This is a genomic window from Mycolicibacterium sediminis (genome assembly GCF_010731735.1).
In the GTDB taxonomy this organism is placed as follows: domain Bacteria; phylum Actinomycetota; class Actinomycetes; order Mycobacteriales; family Mycobacteriaceae; genus Mycobacterium; species Mycobacterium sediminis.
In genome coordinates, this window is the sequence record NZ_AP022588.1 from 5,915,466 (window position 1) to 5,932,567 (window position 17,102).

Here is a 17,102-nt window from a genome sequence, read left to right on the forward strand (position 1 = left end):
TGGGTGACCGGTTCGATCATGAACCCTGACACCGACCGGGTATGCGCCGGAGGGGTTCCACCGAGAAGGTCGTTGAAGCTGATCGTTGGACATCGAATCGAGCGCGACCATCGTTCGACCGAAGCGCTCAGCGCGGCGATGGCCTGAATCATATCGGCAGCGTGGTGTTGGTGACGAATGCGTCGCGGACCCATGAGACGAAGTCGTTCCACAATCCGCTCACCAATGCCAGCCCTACGGCGATCAGTAGTACACCGCCGAAGATCTGAATTGCCCTGGTGTGTCGGCGAAGCCATCCCATCGCGTGTACCGCGCGCGCAGACCCCAGCGCCAACAGGACGAAGGGAATGCCCAGGCCCAGACAGTAGGCAACGACGAGGACCACCCCGCGTGCGATGGCCGACCCGTCGGTGGCCGAGGACATGGCTATGACCCCGGTCAGGGTGGGCCCCAGACACGGGGTCCACCCCAGACCGAACACCGCGCCCAGCATCGGAGCGCCTGCGATGGTCGACAACGACTTCGGGGTGAACCGGGCCTGGCGTTGCAACGCGGGCACGAAGCCCACGAAGACCAACCCCATGACGATGGTGACCACACCGCCGATGCGCTGCAGCAACACTTGATTGGTGATCACGGTCGCCGTGAGGCCCAGGATCGCGATGGTGCCCACCAGGAACACCGCTGTGAATCCGGCGATGAACAGTCCAGCGGCCGTGGCCACCCGCAGTCGCGCACTCCGCGACGTCGACTGGCTGCTGTCGTCGACCCCGACTATGGCGGCGAGATAGGACAGGTACCCCGGTACCAGGGGGATCACGCAGGGCGATGCAAATGACACCAATCCGGCCAACGCCGACACCAGCATTGCCAGCAACACGTGCCCCGACGTGGCGATCTCGGTGAACCCGTTCATCGGCGGCTACGCATATCGATCGCTCCTCGTACCCCGCTGTCGAAGTCCACCCACGCCCATCCGATCCAATGGCATCACCTACGTATCTACTACACAGGTTAGTAACCTAGCCCGGGAACGATTTTGAGACCATCGGCGGGGGGTGACGCCCATATCAGCCGCAGTGGCGAAGACGGTCAGTAGTTCCTACTGTGTGTGTACGTAGATGTTAGGCGGAGTGGGGCGTGCCCCTTCCTAAGAGTGGAGGTTTGCGATGACACTGACGATCGGCGACACCGCCCCGGACTTCGAGGCCGACACCACCGAAGGCCGAATCCGGTTTCACGACTGGATCGGCGACAGTTGGGCAGTGCTGTTTTCCCACCCCCGCGACTTCACCCCGGTGTGTACCACCGAATTGGGCTACATGGCCAAGATCAAACCCGATTTCGACCGGCGCGACGTCAAGATCATCGGACTGTCGGTGGACCCGCTCGACAACCACGTCAGCTGGGCGCAGGACATCGCCGACACCCAGGGCGCCGCGCCCAACTATCCTATGATCGCCGACACCGATTTCGCGGTGTCCAAGGCCTACGGGATGCTGCCCGCCGACGCCGCTGGCGATCCCACCGACCGCACCCCAGCGCAGAACGCGACCCTGCGCAACGTCTTCGTGATCGGCCCCGATAAGACGATCAAGCTAATGTTGATCTACCCGATGACCATTGGGCGCAACTTCGACGAGGTGCTGCGCGTAATCGACGCGTTGCAGTTGGCCGCCACTCACAAGATCGCCACACCAGCGCAGTGGCGCCAAGGCGACGACGTGATCATCGCTGGTTCGGTCAGCGACGAAGAAGCCCACCAAATCTATCCCAACGGGTGGCACGCACCCCGGCCCTACCTGCGCATCGTCCCCAGCCCATTATCGCCCGCATAGCCCGACTGGACACCTGACGGGACCGACGTGCATTACGCCAACCCCAACGCTACAGAGCACGACCGCCCACACGAAGAAGTACTACCGGGAGTGGCTGAGGTATTGCGGGGCGACGACCTTGGTCGAAGTCATAGGTGTCACATCCGATCGGCGTGGGCTTAGAGGCAACGCTGCGAGGGGTGGCTGTGTCGGTCGTCGAGCCCAGGGGGTGTCAACACGGCCGCTAGGGCGAATCTTGATGTCGACGTCAAGTCATGCGGTGATCTCAAGAGTTGCCGATCGGCGAACTGGTCGAGAATCGTGGGCTGGCCACCCAAGTGCTGCGCCGTTGTGAATCGATGGGGTTGGTGATTCCGCACCGCACCTCGACCGGTCACCGCGCTTACGGACTCGCCGATCGCTATCGAGTGGCCGCGATTGTCCTGGCCAAGATGGCCTGTATATGCTTGGAGGACGTCCGAGCGCTAACGATCGTGGGCACCTCCCCCGGGCGCAAAATGGTCCTACAACACCAACACGACGCATTGAGCTGGCGCATCGCCGGAGCGCAAGCCGCGCTCGCCTTAATCGACGATGCGCTCGGCCGGAGACAACGAGACCTGCCCTATTCACGCGATTTCGGGACCGTGCTGGCTGAACGCGTCAAGCGTCGCCCGTCGGGAACAGGTTCGTGCCTCACGCTGACCTTGCGGTGTGCCGCAGGGCGTCGCAGAAACAGGCAGCAACCCGTAGCCGCCACCGACGTCGGACACGCTGAGCGATCCCGCCCGCCGGTTGGGCGCTGACCATTAAAGGGGCGAACCAAGGCCGCCGAGCGGTGTGTCAGGGCTCGGTGGTCAGGCGGTCCAGTAGCGGTCTTAGGTCTTCGGCCAGTAGTGCCATGAGGTATACCGCGGCGACTCTGTGTTGGCGATCGAGGACCATCGTGGTGGGCACCACGCTGGTTGGATACGTGCGTCCCAGGGTGATGAGGGTGCGCATTGCGGGGTCAAAAATGGAGGGGTATTGCACGTTGCGGTCGGTGATGAAGTCGCGTGCGGTGTCGCGATTGTCGCGTACGTCGATACCGAGGAATTCCACGCCACGGTCCCGGTATTCGGCGTAGACCCTTTCGAGTTCCGGAGTCTCGGTGCGGCAGGGCCCACACCAGGAGCCCCAAACGTTGATGACGACGGCCTTGCCGGTGAAGTCCGACAGCCGGATCGGTTCGTCGGTGAACAGATCGGGCCCGGTTAGATCACCGATGGTGCCCCGCACCGAGGGTGGGTCGTAGAAGATTGCGGTCTTGCCGCCCGGTGAGACGAAATCGAAGGTACCGCCTTGGGCCACGGCATCCTCGCCAGTGGTGCAGCCGGCCACTAGAGCACCGACGACGAGGGCCGCCACGATGGCGACGATTCGCCTGAGGCAAGACATGCGGGAGATCCTCTCGATTGTTCGCGTTGACGCGCAGTTCGCCGCCGATTTTGGTGGTTGCTCACTTATCGAAGACGAGCCCGCTGACCAGGATGACAACGCCCAGACCGATTAGAACCATTGGGAAGAGCACGTGTTCCCAGCGTTCGAGGACTTCGGCGATCGGTTGGCGGGTGGCGACGAATCTGGCGGCGACGACCAGCACCGCGACGAGCACCAGGAAGACGACGCAATACGCCGCCACGGCAGCCGGACCCACGCTGAGGAAGACCGGAACGTAGACGCCGATGTTGTCCCCGCCGTTGGCGAAGGTGACCGCTGCGACGGTCAAAACACCAACGCTCTTTCCAGCGACTCTGCCCTCGTCATCGTCATCGTCATCGTCGTTGCCACGCCAGGCTTCCCATGCCGCCCACAATCCCAGCGCCAGCGGGATGAGCCCGAAGTACGGGATGACTTCTGGCGGGAGAAACGCGCCCGCACCCAGGGTGACGAGCACGGCCGCACCCAGGATTCCGGCGAACCCGAGATATTGCCCGGCAGCGATCCGGGCCGTGGTGCCACGTTGGCCTGCGCCGCGGGCGAAAAACAATGAAAGGACGATGATGTCGTCGATGTTGGTGACGATGAACAAGCCGATCGCGGGCAGCACCGAGGACAAGATCATCCGTTCACCTCCGAGTCAGCGGTGGCGCTCGCCCGCCAACTGGCCACGACGAGTGCGGCTGCCCCGGTGACGACGAAGACGTCGGCGAGGTTGAAGGTCGGAAACCAGCCCGTATGCAGAAAATCTGTGACCAGCCCATCACCGGCGCGGTCGATCACGTTGGCCACCGCGCCGCCCAGCATCGCGGCTAGTGCCAGCACGACGGGCAGCGCCGCCGTGCGTGTGAGGCGTACCGCGAACACTGCCAAACCGGCCACGATCAGGCCGGTGACGCCGAGCAAGGCCGCCGGGGGCAGGGTATCGCCAAGACTGAAGGCCACACCGGGGTTGAACGTCAATCGCAGATGTAGCAGCCCGAGATCTGTTGTGTTGCCGCCGATCAGTGCGCGGCCGGCCCACGCCTTCAAGCCCAGGTCCAGTGCCGCAACCACGACCACCGCCGCGGCCAGGGTGATCCGCCCCCGCCTCACCGTGGCCTCTGGGCTCAAATGACCGCCGGTCACGACTGCGCACCCACCACGGTCGGGCGAATCGATTGCGCACCACGTTCCAGTGCCGCGTTGGCTAGCGGTTTGGCGCGTCCGGCGCGCACCCCGTTGGCGATCACGACGATCTCGGCGAGTTCATGAACCAGGACGACCGCTGCCAATCCGAGAATGCCGAACAATGCCAGCGGCATCAGCACGATGATCAACCCGAGTGACAAGCCGACGTTTTGCAGCATGATTCGGCGCGCCCGGCGCGCATGGCTGAATGCCTGGGGCAGGTGGCGCAGGTCTTCGCCCATCAACGCCACGTCGGCGGTTTCGATGGCCACGTCGGCGCCCATCGCGCCCATCGCGATGCCGATGTCTGCGGTGGCCAATGCGGGAGCGTCGTTGACGCCGTCGCCGACCATCGCCGTGGGGCGCTGGCTCCGCAGCTGTTCGATCAGCCGTGCCTTGTCCTCGGGGCGAAGCTCGGCGTACACGTCGTCGATGCCGACGTCGCGGGCCAAAGTAGCTGCGGTGGTGTGGTTGTCGCCGGTGAGCATCGCCACGTGGTAACCGTCACTGCGCAGCTGCGCGATGACTTCGGCGGCTTCGGGGCGCAGCTCGTCGCGCACGGCGACGGCACCGATGACCTGCCCATCGTCTTCGACCAGCACGGCGGTCGCGCCTGCCTGCTGCATCCGGGCGACGTCGCCGGCCAACGGGCCGGGCTCCAGCCAGCCGGGGCGGCCCAGGCGAATGATGCGCCCGTCGCGATGGCCGCTGAGTCCAGCGCCGGTGACGGCTTCGACGTCATCGGCAGGGGTGACTTCGTCGACGGCGGCCAGTATCGCTGCGGCCAATGGGTGCTCGCTGCGCGCCTCTAGGGCCGCGGCCAAATCCAGTACCTGCTCGCGGGTCGCACCTGCTGCGGTGGCCACGTCGATGACCGCGGGCCGGTTCGCGGTCAGCGTGCCGGTCTTGTCTAGTGCGACGCCGCGGATCCTGCCGAGCCCCTCAAGTGCGGCGCCGCCCTTGACCAAAGCGCCGAGCTTGCTGGCCGCTCCGATGGCCGCCACCACCGTGACCGGCACTGAAATCGCCAATGCGCACGGAGACGCGGCGACCAGCACCACGAGGGCACGCTCGATCCAAGTAGCCGAGTCACCGAACAGGCTTCCGATGACCCCGATCAACGCCGCGACGATCATGATCCCCGGTACCAGCGGTTTGGCAATACGATCAGCCAAGCGTTGGGAGGCGCCCTTACGAGATTGCTCCGCCTCCACGATGCGCACGATGCGCGCCAAGGAGTTGTCCTCGGCGGTGGTGGTGACCTCCACCTCTAGTACCCCGGTGCCATTTATCGACCCGGCGAATACTTCGTCTTCCGGGCCGGCCTCGACGGGGACCGACTCACCGGTGATGGCCGAGACATCGAGTGCGGTGCGGCCGTGACGGATGACGCCGTCGGTGGCAACACGCTCGCCGGGTTTGACCACCATGCGGTCACCGATTTGCAGGTCCGCTGGCGCGACTGTCTCCTCGCCATCTTCGCGTAGGACGGTCGCCTCGTCGGGCACCAGTGACAACAAGGCGCGCAGCCCGCGGCGGGTGCGGGCCAACGAGTACTCCTCCAGTCCCTCGCTGATGGAGAACAGGAACGCCAGCATCGCGGCCTCGCCGAGTTCGCCGAGGATCACCGCGCCGACTGCGGCGATGGTCATTAGCGTGCCGACGCCGATCCTGCCCTTGGCCAATCGTTTGAGGGTGGACGGGACGAAGGTGTAGGCGCCGGCCAGCAGGCCGACTGCTTCCAGGGAGCGCACGATCGGCTCTGCGGCATCAACGAATCCGGCGATCAGTGAAGCCAATAGGAAGACCCCAGAGATGGCAGCGAACTGCATCTCCTTGATCTGCCAGAGCCGTTCGGGCTCGCCGTCGTGGTCGTCCGCGTCGCGGGGCTCGTCGCTGCCGCAGCCGCAGGCATCACTCATCAGCGAGACTCCTTTGTATCGATGGTCGCGCCCATTCGGGCGGGGGTTCCGTACGTGGGGCACAACGCCACCGTGCTGCCGGTGGCGGCCAGCAGCGTCTCCGCTGAGGCCAGCAGGTCCATGAGTTCCGGTCGGGTCAATGAATAGAACATCTGCCGGCCTTCGGGGCGGCCTACCACCAAACCGCAGTCCCGCAGGCACGCGACATGGGCTGAGACAGTCGACTGAGCCAACCCCAACTCACCGGTCAGATCGGCTACCCGGATTTCCCCGTCGGAAAGGCGGCGCACGATCGCCAGCCGCGCAGGATCAGAAAGGCTGTGAAATAGCGCCACCGCAGCATCCAGGTTCGTGGACCCTTCCCCTTCCGAGCTGCCAGCCGCGCACTCGTCAGACTCATTCATCGTCATTGTTCGATGATAGCCGGTCCTTGTCGATGCTTCCCGTCCGGGCAGGTGCCGATGCAGTCCCGGGAACCCGGTCCGCGTTCAAGCCTGGACATCGGTGACGCAGGGCGACCGCATGTCGGGCGTCGGGCCATTGCCCCCAGGACGCAGCAGCGCCGCCCATCACGAGGCGGGTTACGGGCGGGCAAGTGCGCAGAGCCTTTTCATCGTGATCAAACGATGATAGCGTTTTCCATAGATAGTCACCGGCCGGATCGCCTTCGATCAGCGTTCAAGGCCGTGAAGGGGAAGGACTCCGGACGTGTTGATGAACCGGGCCGAGACCGCCCTGATCAATTCACCGCCCAGGCGGTGGCTACAACGCTTCTACGAGGTGCCGGTCCTGCTGCGCCTCGGGGGCCGTATCCCGCCTGGCAGTACAGCCCTCGAGATCGGCTGTGGGTCGGGCTACGGCTCACAGCTGGTGCTGCAACAGTTCGGTGCCTCCCGGATCGATGCTCTCGATCTGGACCCGATGATGATCGATCGCGCCCAAAGGCGACTGACCCCCTTCGGCGACCAAGTCACGCTGGTCCGCGGAAGCGCCACTGATCTGAGGGCCGCGCTCGACGCTGGCGACGACAGCTACGACGCAGTGTTCGATTTTGGCATCGTCCACCACATCCCGAAGTGGCGTACTGCAGTGGCCGAAGCCGCCAGGGTGCTCGCCCCCGGCGGGCGGTTTTACTTTGAAGAAGTGACCGCACATGCCCTCAACCGTCTGACCTACCAACGACTGTTCGACCATCCCACCGATGACCGATTTACTGCTGAACAGTTTCTTGATGAGCTTCGCCGACACCGCCTGCTCGTCCTCGGCTCTGTCACCCGCGTTCAAGGCGACTACCTACTCGGCGTCGCCACCAAGCCGCTCAGCAACGGCGGTGCACGGTGATGGCGCCGCCACGTGAGCCGGTTCATGCTCACCCTCGGACGACCTCGGATCCGTGACGGCATATCGCGCAGGCCGACTGCATCGACCACCGTTGTGAACGAGGATGGTCGCCATGAGTGAGGCCGCTCCCGCGGACGCAACGTTCGCATTCGTCGACCTGTCGGGCTTCACCGCCTTGACCGAAATGTGCGGCGACGAGGAAGCCGCGCACCTCGCCGGCCGGCTGGTCGACCTCACGCGAGACTCGCTCACCCCGCACGTCAGCCTCGTGAAGAGCATGGGTGACGCGGTGATGCTGCACGCCCCCAATCCTGCACAGATGATGGCGACGATCGTGGCGCTGGCCGACTACGCCGCTGCCGAAGACGCGTTTCTCGTGCTCCGAGTCGGAATCCATCACGGGAGTGCCGTCGAACGGCACAACGATTTCTTCGGGCACGCAGTCAACACCGCCGCACGCGTGACGGCGCTCGCCGGCGCAGGCCAGGCGATCGTCACCGCTCCGATACTGCCCGCCTGCGAAGGTTTGGGGCTAGCGATCCACCCGTTGGGCGCCACCTCGCTCCGCAATATCGCTTCGCCCATGGCGGTGTACCGCGTGTTGCTCCCACCACCGCGGCACCCCCTTGATCCCGTTTGTGGCATCCGAATTGATCCGCGTACGAGTAGCTACCACTTGCGAGTGGACGGTCAAGACGTTTGGTTCTGCTCCAGCCGATGCGCCGAACGGTACTCGGCCAACAACGAGGGCAGTTGAGCCGGCAAAGCCGACTCGTCAAGCCAACACGGCGATCAGCTCGGACCCGAAGCCGGTCCTTCGGACATACCCACCATGAAGCGGTTGAGCCCGGAAGAGCTAGAGGACTTCATGGCCATCGGGTTGAGGATCCGTGGCCTCTCGGCCACTGTTCCTGCCGTCGCAACAGGCCACCATGGCCGTTATGGAGTGTGGTCGGAAATCAGGGATCGACACGAGCGCCGGCGTGAGCCGGCGGACGTTCGTGCTAGCGGCGTTGGGAACGACTGCCGTCAGTGTCGTCGGTTGCAAAGCAGCAAGTTCCAAATCGGGCACGGTGGGAGCCCCCGCCACAGATGGCCGCGGACTGCGCGCCCTACCAATCCCTGCGCTTGCTGAGTCCACCCTCAGCAACGGGGAACGGCGATTCGCCCTGACCGCACGAGCCGGCACCACCGAAATCAAGTCGGGCGTGGGTACCGACACCTGGGGGTACTCCCAGAGCATCTTGGGTCCGACGCTACGCGCGCGCCGAGGCGAGTCGGTGCGTGTCGAGGTGGAGAACAGGCTTCCCGAGGCGACCACAGTGCATTGGCACGGAATGCACCTCCCGGCCGTCCACGATGGCGGGCCGCACCAACCGATCGAACCGAATGCGACGTGGTCGCCGTCGTGGATCATCAATCAACAGGCCGCGACATTGTGGTATCACCCCCACCCGCACGGAAAGACCGGTCTGCACGCCTACCGAGGGTTGGCCGGGTTCTTCATCATCGACGACGACAATCCCACCGCGGTCGAATTGCCTCGTGATTACGGCATAGATGACATCCCGATAGTGCTTCAGGATCGCCGCTTCCTCGGCGACGGGCAGCTCGACGAATCCGACCTGCCCGACCTCGGCTTGCTCGGAGACACGGTCACGGTAAACGGCTGGAACGGAGTGTATTTGGACGCAAAGCGCAGCCGTATCCGACTGCGCATCCTCAATGGGTCCACCATGCGGGTGTTCAACGTGGCCTTCGCCGATGACCGTCAGTATCAGATCGTGGCTTCCGACGGGGGGTATCTGGAGAAGCCGAAGCCGGCCACCAGCGTCATCGTCAGCCCGGGTGAGCGGGTGGAGATCGTCGTCGAGATTGCGGCAGGCGAAACCGTCAAGCTCCAAGCCAAGCCGATCCGGGGCAACCTCGACGTCGACGATCGCGACGCGCCCGACTTCGGGTTGGCCGACCAGTTCGACCTGATCGAATTGCGAGGTTCCCACATAGAGATCGCGCACGCAGGGATGTTGCCTGCGGTGCTCAATCCCAGCCTTGCCGAGCCACCGGTGCAGGGCACCATCACGCGCGAGTTCGACTTGCAGTGGTTCATGATCAATGGAACGCGAATGGACATGTCCAAGGCCGACCAGATCGTGGCGGTGGACCAGTGGGAAGTTTGGACGATCAGCAATAAGGACAACTGGATCCACAACTTTCACGTCCACGACGCCCAATTCCGCGTCATAGACGTCACCGGAACAAGGTCGCCGATGCTCACCGACGGATGGAAGGACACCGTGTTGCTGTCGCCGGGGGCGGTAGTGCGCATAGCGGTTCGGTTCACCGACTACACCGACACTCGGTGGCCCTACATGTATCACTGCCACCTGATGTTCCACGAGGACCAGGGCATGATGGGGCAATTCCTGGTCGTCGAGCCCGGCGGCGTTCCCGACACGCTCATCGGCACCGAAGAAGGCTTCCAGCACGGACAGAGCACTATGCCCGCCACGTCGGATCATTCCGGCATGGAACGCATACCGTACGGCGGCAATTGACCCACAGATCCCATGCGCCGCAGCACGGTCAGGGACCCGACAGTTCGTGTCTTCCCCGCCTGCGCAGCGCAGTCAACCAGGCCTTCACACGACCGAGTCCCACGCACCGGGCTGCGGGCCTACCAGCGGATACAGCGCCAACGCCAATTGCACCCGGTTGTTCTTGCCGGTGCGGTCCATGAGGCCGGCCAGCGTCGCCTTCACCGTCGACACGCTGGTATGGGTGAGCGTTGCGATCTCCTGGTTACTCAGACCGCGCACGACCGCTCCGGCGACCTCGGCCTCTCGGGCGCCGAGGGCTATCGGCGTTGCCGTCAGCCGTTCTCGCGACGCGGCCGCCACCAACCGTTTGACGTGGGCATCAGGGATGAAGATGTGTCCGGCCAGCACACCCCGCACCATGTCGATGATCTGCTGTGGATCCTCATCCTTCGCCAAAAAGCCGCGGGCCCCAGCGATAATGGCGTTGTCGACGTACTCGGCGTCGTCGAATGTGGTCAGCACAACCACGAGCCGTTCGGGGTCGCCGCGGAGAATCTCACGAGTTGCCGAGATCCCGTCGAGCCCCGGCATACGGACATCCATGACGATGACGTCGGGGCGCAATTCGCGAGCCATGCGCAGCGCCGCAGACCCGTCGGCGGACTCACCCACCACGACGAGATCAGGCTCCCTGTCGAGCAAGGCCCGAAGTCCCAACCGGACCAGTCGCTGATCGTCAGCAATCACGACCGTACGCGGCCTGCATTCCATTACGTCGCTCCTTCTGCACTCGGAGGCAGCTGGGCCCGCACCACCCAGTGACGCCCGACCGGGCCGGCAGTCAGGGTGCCACCGCTGGCCTGGACACGTTCCCTCATCCCAGCCAACCCCATCCCACTGGCCCCGGGTACCGCAGCTGGCAGCGTGCGGTCCAACACACTGGTGACCGTCACGGTGGATTGACTCGAGTCCATACGCAGGGATAGGGATAACGTCGACTCGCGCCGCGCGTAACGCATCGCGTTGACCACCGCCTCGCCGACGACATCGAGCGCGACCAACCGGGTCCGCCCATCCCATTCGCTCGGAGCGTTGGCAACGCCATCGTCCTCGATCCGAAGACCTGCCGCTCGCGCGCCGCGCAGCATCGTGACCAGTCGAGTTTCGAACTCGACGGACGACGGCTCGGTACGCGCCGTGGCATGGCGAAGCAGCAGATGTAGGTCCTTCAGTTGCGTCATCGCCGCGGCGGCCTCATCGTGGACACTCTCGATGATACTTCGCAAGTCGTTCCCCATCTCAGCCGAATATCGGAGCGCTACTGAGGAACTCAGCGCAATCGAAGCCATTCGATGTGAAACGAGGTCGTGTAGTTCCCGAGCGAGGGCCGCCCGCTCCTCAGAGCGAGCCAGCTCCGCCGAACGCTCCTTCACACGTTCGGCGTCAGTGGCACGGGCTTGTGCCGCTTGGGCCAGTGCGCGCTGCGCATGCAGATACAGACCCACCAACACTGGAATGGCCACCGATAAGGCGACCCCCACGAACAACGACGCCCGCATCGGACCCTCGAGCAATCGACCGAGGAGCAGCGCCGCGGCCCAGGCGACCGATCCCAAGACCTGCGGACTCCAGGTTCGAACCCACGCGTCCCGATCCGACTGTGCCCGGGCAATCAACTCGATCAGGGTGAGCGCAGGTACGAGTGGAATGAGATCGGACATGCCCCACAAGTCCGTGACCATCAGCGGAACTGCCAACGCCGACTGTGTTGACAACACCGCTAGTGGCCAGCGCCCAGCGAATCGGTACAGCCCGGCGAGCACCAACGAGGTGAGCCACACCCACGACGGGGGGCTGTACTGGCCGGGAAAGGTACTGACCGACAACACAACGCCGGTCATCGCCGCCATCCACCAACGATTCGCAGCGGAGAAGCGGGCTCTCATTGACCGATTGTCCCTTACGCGGACACACCTGCGAGAAACCGGCCGATCGCCACTCCGGGAAGATGAGGACCCTCGCAGCGGTCACTCGAGCCCCGCATGGGCACTAGTAGAACTGCGCTGTTCGGCCCCGCGAGTGTCGGTGTGAAAGCCGGGTGATGCAGTGCATGTTCTGGCCGCGGTCTGAAAAGGAAGGGCGTCCGACGGCCCTCACGGCTCAACGGTCGGTACCGCAGTAGATACCGCAGTGGTTTCACTCCGCCTCGCGACGTCCCAACGCGGCCAACGTCGAAATCCCAGGTCAAGGCAATATCGTCAACTGCCACCGTCGGCGTCAAACGCAACAAACGCCCAGTTCAGAGGATTTTAAGTCCGCTGCCTCTGCCAATTGGGCTATGGGGGCGTTGCAATTCAAAGGGTATCCATCGAGAACCCGCTCTCGTGCTCAGGCCACGGAATACCGCAGTCTGGCAGACGGCCTTGACGGTCGAACTCGCGCCCAGCGGCGGCGAGACCACGTCGGGCGGAAGCTCAAGTGCTCTCGTCGATGGCGTCGAATGTCATCTGGGCGTTGGTGAAGGGCTCCGGCGTGACGCCCAAGTCGCGTCCGAACGGACGGTCCAGCCAGAAGACGATGAACAACAACAGGCCAAGGAGGACACCCACTGAACTGGTCAGCACGATCTGCACTCGTCGGTCGACGGGTCGCGACATGGCCAGCATCGAGATGAGGAGGAGACCACCGAACAGCAGTCCGCCCCAGAGCAGACCGGGTATCCGTGGTTTCGCGTCGAGGAATCGTGCATTTCGATCGGACGCCAACTCCGCCACCTGCTTGAGGAATTCGCCGTCGAGGGAGCTGGTCGACTGAACGGCTCCCTGGTGGCCCAAGATGCGATACATGTCCGTGATCGCCGAGCGCGCTGAGTCATTGGCGTCGCCCTCGTACTGGCTGTCCCATTCCTCGGAAACCGACACGGTGTAGTTACGCACTGCTTCTCGCAGCAGCCGCTGCTCGGGCTGAGGCATTCCGACCGTCTGTCGATACATCGTCGTCAAGGTGGACGCCTCGTGACTGACCGTCGCCTCAGCGGAGGAGAACTGTTCCCACGCGACGACGACGGTGAAACCGAGAAGTGCGCCATAGACCAGGGCGACCGTCGTGAGAAACGGCGACAGCGAAGACGTGAACTCGCCATCTTGGCGACCGAAGACGCGATTGGACAGCCACACCGCGGCAAGTGCGACCGCGACCGACACGGCGATGACCGAAAGGAGGAAGGTCCACAGTCCGAACACATTCGTCCCGGCCACCGCTCACCTCGTCGATCGATCGGCGGGTTCGCGGAACCCCGCGCGCGTCAACAGGAGACCGCTCACCACGATGACCCAGACGGGAAACGCCGCCGTCACCCACATGCTGAGTTCGCCGGCGATCATTTGAGCTGCGGCGGTCGCGTAGGTGAGCACGACCAGCCACTTCGGCATCAGCCCCGTCTTCATCCAGATGGTGGCGAGGGAGATCATGAACACAGCCGCCATTCGGGTACCAAAGGTCTTGCAGGTGCCCAGAACGACGGTCATGGCGAACACCATCGTCTCGTCATCGGTGTCGGTGCCGGTGGCCGCGAGACCCGCGGCGACACTCGTCGCGAAGAACATCGTGGCGAGGAACAGCAGACCGCTGCCCAGGAAGACCGTCGCGAAGAAGCGGTCCTCGAAGAAACCGAGCCCGTCGCGGACCACTGCGATGAACCACAGGAAGGCGATGCCGGCGAAGGGCATCAACATCGCCGCGACGCGGATGCCGCCACGTCGGCTCTCCACCCAATCGACCGAACCGTCGGCGCTCTCCGGCATGGCAGCCCGGACCGAGAGCACCACGATGATGAAGAGCACGGCGAACACCACGCCCGCCAGCGCCGCGGCGCGCGGCGTCGTCAATGATCCAACGACTTTCGACGGAGACGAGCCGTCGGCTTCCAGCCTGGCCACGACTCGAGCGTTGCACTTGATTCGGTGCAATAGACGATATTGGCAGATTCTTCCATCGCGGCGGTGACCCTCGTGGCCAAGGGGTTCTCGGCCTTACATCCGACGCATCTGGCGATGGAGGAATCTCGCGCCGTCGTGCTGAGGCGTTTACCTTCGTGTGCAACGCAACGATCGACGGGTTGCAAACCAGCCGACTCAGATACCGGACATCTCACAAACCGTTGCGTGACAATCGAAGTCGTGCGTCCGACGACGGCACGTCGGTCGTCGTGGCGATCTTCGGTTCGATCACACCCGCGAACCGACCATCGGGCGTAGTGTCCGGCCGATAGCTCAGCTGCACGAGGAGGAGTCGCCATGACTACGACAGATCAGGACTGGAGCAGGCCGGCGGCGATGGCAATCCCGAAGGACGGCTACTTCGAACTCGAGCGGGGACGGTACGGACCAGTATTCCCGCGCACTCCTGCCTGTTACGGCTTCACCATCATCGCCAAGGTCATACCGGGACGCGAAGAGGCCATCCGCGAACACGGGAGAACCATCCAATCAGCGGTCGAAGCCAATCCGAATGTTCTGGATCCGCTGAAGCTGCACTTCCTGCGGTGGCAGCTGTTCCCCATCGGCGACGACCTCTACTTCCAATACCAGGGCATCTTCGACACCGACTTCGACAAGTACACCGAGGACGCAGTGATGCTGTTCAGCCAGTCGGGTATCGCAACTACCTTCGAGAACCTCGAAGGCTTCCCCGAAGACTGGCGGGACCGTCCCGAGGGATTCGTCGAGTTCGTCCGCAAGCATCACGTTCCGAGCTTTCTGGAGTACGGCGAGTATCCGTACGTGACCGCCCAGGAGATCAAGAAGGCGCTCACGCTGAAGGCGGCCTTCTCGACCATGCTCGACCAGATGCAATGACTCCGCCGTGCGTGAATTCGAGGACATCCGGCACATCCGGCTGACCCGCTAACGGGCGGTCACGAGACGCCGACGCACCTGTGGGACAGGACGATCGTCGTGTACGCCTGCGTCCAGGGGACGGGAACCACGGGGGCTCGCCACCGGAACGACCGAACTACGCCCAACGTGGACTCGTCGACGCTCGCGACGAACCCGTCAATACTCCACCACGTCACCCGCGAGCACGGCGGACATCTGGTCGAAGTACGCGGACACCACCTCCTGCTGCTCCGGCGTCAGTCCGTGTCCGACGTCGTCGAGGGCGCGCACGACGGGCGCCCACGTGTCGAACAGCAGCTCGAGTGCGTCGGGCAGGGCGCGGACCGTCACGCGTCGCCGGTCGCGCTCGTCGCGGACGCGTTCGACGTAGCCGGTGGCCTCCAGTCGATCCAGCAGCACGGTCACCGACGCCGAGCGCAGGTCCAGACGTCGGCCCAGCTCCGTCGGACCCATCTCCCCGTGCAGGTCGAGCAGGCGCAACGCCTGCATGTCGGTGGCGTTGATCGCCATCCGCCGCGCCTGCCGTCGCTGCATCTCGTCGTGAGCGGTCAGGAACGTCCGCAACGACAGCATCGGCTTGCTCAGTCCCGCGAGCCACTGACCCGACTCGTCTCGCTGATGTTTCACGCCGCCTCCACCATGGGTATCTCGATCAACGAGTATTACGTTAATCTAGTTATCGATGGCACGGGTGCAGACGCACCGCACTGCCCGAAAGGACTTCCGAACCCATGACCCGTCACGCCGTCATCTCCGGCGCCGGCATCGCCGGACCCGCCCTGGCCCACCAACTCAACGGCAGGGGCTGGCGCACCACCGTGATCGAGCGCTACCCCGAGCGCCGCGACGAGGGACAGAACGTCGACATCCGCGGCGCCGCCCGCGAAGTCGCACGCCGCATGGGCATCGACGGCGACATCCGAGCCGCCAACACCGGTGAGATCGGCATGCGATTCCTCGACGAGAACGGCGCTCTGGCCGCCTCGTTCCCGATGAGCGCCCCCGGTGAGGCCGATGGCGCCACCGCCGAACTGGAGATCCTGCGCGGCGAACTCTCCCGCATCGTCATCGAGCACTCGCGGCCCGACACGGAGTATCGCTTCGACACCCGGATCGCCGACCTCGCCGACCACGGCGATGGCGTGACGGTGCAGCTCGACGACGGAAGCTCCCTCGAGGCGGACCTCGTGGTCATCGCCGAGGGACTGCGGTCACGCTCGCGTAGGTTCGTCACCTCCGCCGAGGTGAACGAACTCGGCATGTTCTTCGCCTACGTGACGATCCCGCGCGACGACTCCGACGAACCGTGGTGGAACTGGCAGCATGTGCCGGGCTCGCGCTCCGTGCACTGGCGTCCGGACAACCTCGGCACCACCCGCGCGATCCTGACCTTCATCTCGGACGTGCGCGGCCTCGAGACGCTCGACGTCGCGGACCAGATCACCATCGTCAAGCGCACCTTCGCCGACGTCGGTGGCGCTGCACCCCGGATCCTCGACGCACTCGACAACGGTGCGCCGCTCTACTTCTCGGCCGTCGGGCAGGTGAACAGTCCCGCGTGGAGCAAGGGCCGAATCGCGCTCATCGGTGACGCCGCGTTCTGCAACGCGACGTTCGGCGGGGTGGGCACCAGCATGGCTCTCATCGGGGCCTACGTCCTCGCCGGTGAACTCGCGGCGACCGACGACGTGCTCGCCGCCCTCGCCAGCTACGAGCGATTCATGCGCGAGCAGCACGTCGACAAGACCGCGCCGGTCAAGATGAGCATGCTGCGGCGCATGAACCCGCGCACCCGCGCCGGTATCCGCGCCGTCCACACCGGTGCACGGTTGGTGACGAGCCCCGCAGGTAAGGCCATCACGAAGCTGGTGGGCAAGCGGCTCGTCCGCGTCTCCGCCGACGACCTCGTCCTACCCGACTACCCCGCCGCGTAGG

The 17,102-nt window shown here is 64.5% G+C and carries 18 protein-coding genes; 7 read left to right on the forward strand and 11 right to left on the reverse strand.

The features are described 5' to 3' along the window. Nucleotides 1–148: 148 nt before the first annotated feature. Nucleotides 149–916, reverse strand: a complete 768-nt coding sequence (locus G6N64_RS28130; protein WP_163801044.1) for a cytochrome c biogenesis CcdA family protein — start codon at nucleotides 914–916, stop codon at nucleotides 149–151. A 253-nt stretch (nucleotides 917–1,169) separates the two neighbouring features. Between G6N64_RS28130 and G6N64_RS28135 the strand changes: the two genes are divergently transcribed. Further along, nucleotides 1,170–1,838: a peroxiredoxin gene (locus G6N64_RS28135; protein ID WP_163801045.1), complete on the forward strand. Its 669-nt coding sequence runs from the start codon at nucleotides 1,170–1,172 to the stop codon at nucleotides 1,836–1,838. 272 nt (nucleotides 1,839–2,110) lie between these two features. After that, entirely contained in the window at nucleotides 2,111–2,623 is a 513-nt protein-coding gene (locus tag G6N64_RS28140; protein WP_220100559.1) for a helix-turn-helix domain-containing protein, read from the forward strand. A gap of 37 nt (nucleotides 2,624–2,660) precedes the next feature. Here the strand turns inward: G6N64_RS28140 and G6N64_RS28145 are convergent, their stop codons facing one another. The 5 genes from G6N64_RS28145 to G6N64_RS28165 all read right to left on the reverse strand — a co-directional run bounded on the left by G6N64_RS28145 (nucleotide 2,661) and on the right by G6N64_RS28165 (nucleotide 6,798). Further along, nucleotides 2,661–3,254: a TlpA family protein disulfide reductase gene (locus tag G6N64_RS28145; protein WP_163801046.1), complete on the reverse strand. Its 594-nt coding sequence runs from the start codon at nucleotides 3,252–3,254 to the stop codon at nucleotides 2,661–2,663. Nucleotides 3,255–3,315: 61 nt separating this feature from the next. Continuing rightward, nucleotides 3,316–3,921: a cadmium resistance transporter gene (locus G6N64_RS28150; protein ID WP_163801047.1), complete on the reverse strand. Its 606-nt coding sequence runs from the start codon at nucleotides 3,919–3,921 to the stop codon at nucleotides 3,316–3,318. Continuing rightward, complete coding sequence (gene lspA, locus G6N64_RS28155) at nucleotides 3,918–4,424, reverse strand: signal peptidase II (RefSeq protein ID WP_163801048.1); 507 nt, start codon at nucleotides 4,422–4,424, stop codon at nucleotides 3,918–3,920. Before lspA ends, G6N64_RS28150 begins: the two co-directional genes overlap by 4 nt. Beyond that, the gene (locus G6N64_RS28160) at nucleotides 4,421–6,388 is read right to left on the reverse strand and encodes a heavy metal translocating P-type ATPase (protein WP_163801049.1); all 1,968 of its coding nucleotides are present in this window, start codon (nucleotides 6,386–6,388) and stop codon (nucleotides 4,421–4,423) included. The genes lspA and G6N64_RS28160 overlap by 4 nt, the downstream gene beginning before the upstream one ends. Continuing rightward, nucleotides 6,388–6,798, reverse strand: a complete 411-nt coding sequence (locus G6N64_RS28165; RefSeq protein WP_174266896.1) for an ArsR/SmtB family transcription factor — start codon at nucleotides 6,796–6,798, stop codon at nucleotides 6,388–6,390. The genes G6N64_RS28160 and G6N64_RS28165 overlap by 1 nt, the downstream gene beginning before the upstream one ends. A gap of 304 nt (nucleotides 6,799–7,102) precedes the next feature. Here G6N64_RS28165 and G6N64_RS28170 point away from each other — a divergent pair, with 304 nt between their 5' ends. The 3 genes from G6N64_RS28170 to G6N64_RS28180 all read left to right on the forward strand — a co-directional run bounded on the left by G6N64_RS28170 (nucleotide 7,103) and on the right by G6N64_RS28180 (nucleotide 10,287). After that, nucleotides 7,103–7,729 carry a class I SAM-dependent methyltransferase gene (locus G6N64_RS28170; RefSeq protein WP_163802182.1) on the forward strand — a complete coding sequence of 209 codons (627 nt, stop codon included), beginning with the start codon at nucleotides 7,103–7,105 and terminating at the stop codon, nucleotides 7,727–7,729. A gap of 112 nt (nucleotides 7,730–7,841) precedes the next feature. Then, nucleotides 7,842–8,486 carry an adenylate/guanylate cyclase domain-containing protein gene (locus G6N64_RS28175; RefSeq protein ID WP_163801050.1) on the forward strand — a complete coding sequence of 215 codons (645 nt, stop codon included), beginning with the start codon at nucleotides 7,842–7,844 and terminating at the stop codon, nucleotides 8,484–8,486. Nucleotides 8,487–8,670: 184 nt separating this feature from the next. Next, nucleotides 8,671–10,287: a multicopper oxidase family protein gene (locus tag G6N64_RS28180; protein ID WP_246231347.1), complete on the forward strand. Its 1,617-nt coding sequence runs from the start codon at nucleotides 8,671–8,673 to the stop codon at nucleotides 10,285–10,287. 84 nt (nucleotides 10,288–10,371) lie between these two features. Here the strand turns inward: G6N64_RS28180 and G6N64_RS28185 are convergent, their stop codons facing one another. The 4 genes from G6N64_RS28185 to G6N64_RS28200 all read right to left on the reverse strand — a co-directional run bounded on the left by G6N64_RS28185 (nucleotide 10,372) and on the right by G6N64_RS28200 (nucleotide 14,207). Then, on the reverse strand, nucleotides 10,372–11,016 hold the full coding sequence (locus G6N64_RS28185) for a response regulator transcription factor (RefSeq protein WP_246230840.1): 645 nt from the start codon (nucleotides 11,014–11,016) through the stop codon (nucleotides 10,372–10,374). Nucleotides 11,017–11,039: 23 nt separating this feature from the next. Then, nucleotides 11,040–12,179, reverse strand: coding sequence for a sensor histidine kinase (locus G6N64_RS28190; protein WP_163801053.1), 1,140 nt, complete (start codon nucleotides 12,177–12,179; stop codon nucleotides 11,040–11,042). A gap of 564 nt (nucleotides 12,180–12,743) precedes the next feature. After that, nucleotides 12,744–13,511: a bestrophin-like domain gene (locus G6N64_RS28195; RefSeq protein WP_246230841.1), complete on the reverse strand. Its 768-nt coding sequence runs from the start codon at nucleotides 13,509–13,511 to the stop codon at nucleotides 12,744–12,746. 18 nt (nucleotides 13,512–13,529) lie between these two features. Further along, a complete protein-coding gene (locus G6N64_RS28200) occupies nucleotides 13,530–14,207 on the reverse strand; it encodes a hypothetical protein (protein ID WP_246230842.1) in 678 nt (225 codons plus the stop codon). A 357-nt stretch (nucleotides 14,208–14,564) separates the two neighbouring features. Here G6N64_RS28200 and G6N64_RS28205 point away from each other — a divergent pair, with 357 nt between their 5' ends. After that, nucleotides 14,565–15,125 (forward strand): hypothetical protein, encoded by a 561-nt coding sequence (locus tag G6N64_RS28205; RefSeq protein WP_163801055.1) that lies wholly within the window; start codon nucleotides 14,565–14,567, stop codon nucleotides 15,123–15,125. 198 nt (nucleotides 15,126–15,323) lie between these two features. On the opposite strand, the gene G6N64_RS28210 is transcribed toward G6N64_RS28205, so the two are convergent. Beyond that, nucleotides 15,324–15,794, reverse strand: a complete 471-nt coding sequence (locus G6N64_RS28210; protein ID WP_163801056.1) for a MarR family winged helix-turn-helix transcriptional regulator — start codon at nucleotides 15,792–15,794, stop codon at nucleotides 15,324–15,326. A gap of 104 nt (nucleotides 15,795–15,898) precedes the next feature. Between G6N64_RS28210 and G6N64_RS28215 the strand changes: the two genes are divergently transcribed. Then, nucleotides 15,899–17,101: an FAD-dependent monooxygenase gene (locus G6N64_RS28215; RefSeq protein WP_163801057.1), complete on the forward strand. Its 1,203-nt coding sequence runs from the start codon at nucleotides 15,899–15,901 to the stop codon at nucleotides 17,099–17,101. Nucleotide 17,102 lies beyond the last annotated feature (1 nt).

Coding starts and splice junctions, on each gene's coding strand:
- G6N64_RS28130 (WP_163801044.1), bottom strand. CDS start 916: ATGAACGGGTTCACCGAGATCGCCACGTCGGGGCACGTGTTGCTGGCA.
- G6N64_RS28135 (WP_163801045.1), top strand. CDS start 1,170: ATGACACTGACGATCGGCGACACCGCCCCGGACTTCGAGGCCGACACC.
- G6N64_RS28145 (WP_163801046.1), bottom strand. CDS start 3,254: ATGTCTTGCCTCAGGCGAATCGTCGCCATCGTGGCGGCCCTCGTCGTC.
- G6N64_RS28150 (WP_163801047.1), bottom strand. CDS start 3,921: ATGATCTTGTCCTCGGTGCTGCCCGCGATCGGCTTGTTCATCGTCACC.
- G6N64_RS28160 (WP_163801049.1), bottom strand. CDS start 6,388: ATGAGTGATGCCTGCGGCTGCGGCAGCGACGAGCCCCGCGACGCGGAC.
- G6N64_RS28165 (WP_174266896.1), bottom strand. CDS start 6,798: ATGACGATGAATGAGTCTGACGAGTGCGCGGCTGGCAGCTCGGAAGGG.
- G6N64_RS28170 (WP_163802182.1), top strand. CDS start 7,103: ATGAACCGGGCCGAGACCGCCCTGATCAATTCACCGCCCAGGCGGTGG.
- G6N64_RS28175 (WP_163801050.1), top strand. CDS start 7,842: ATGAGTGAGGCCGCTCCCGCGGACGCAACGTTCGCATTCGTCGACCTG.
- G6N64_RS28180 (WP_246231347.1), top strand. CDS start 8,671: ATGGAGTGTGGTCGGAAATCAGGGATCGACACGAGCGCCGGCGTGAGC.
- G6N64_RS28190 (WP_163801053.1), bottom strand. CDS start 12,179: ATGGCGGCGATGACCGGCGTTGTGTTGTCGGTCAGTACCTTTCCCGGC.
- G6N64_RS28205 (WP_163801055.1), top strand. CDS start 14,565: ATGACTACGACAGATCAGGACTGGAGCAGGCCGGCGGCGATGGCAATC.
- G6N64_RS28215 (WP_163801057.1), top strand. CDS start 15,899: ATGACCCGTCACGCCGTCATCTCCGGCGCCGGCATCGCCGGACCCGCC.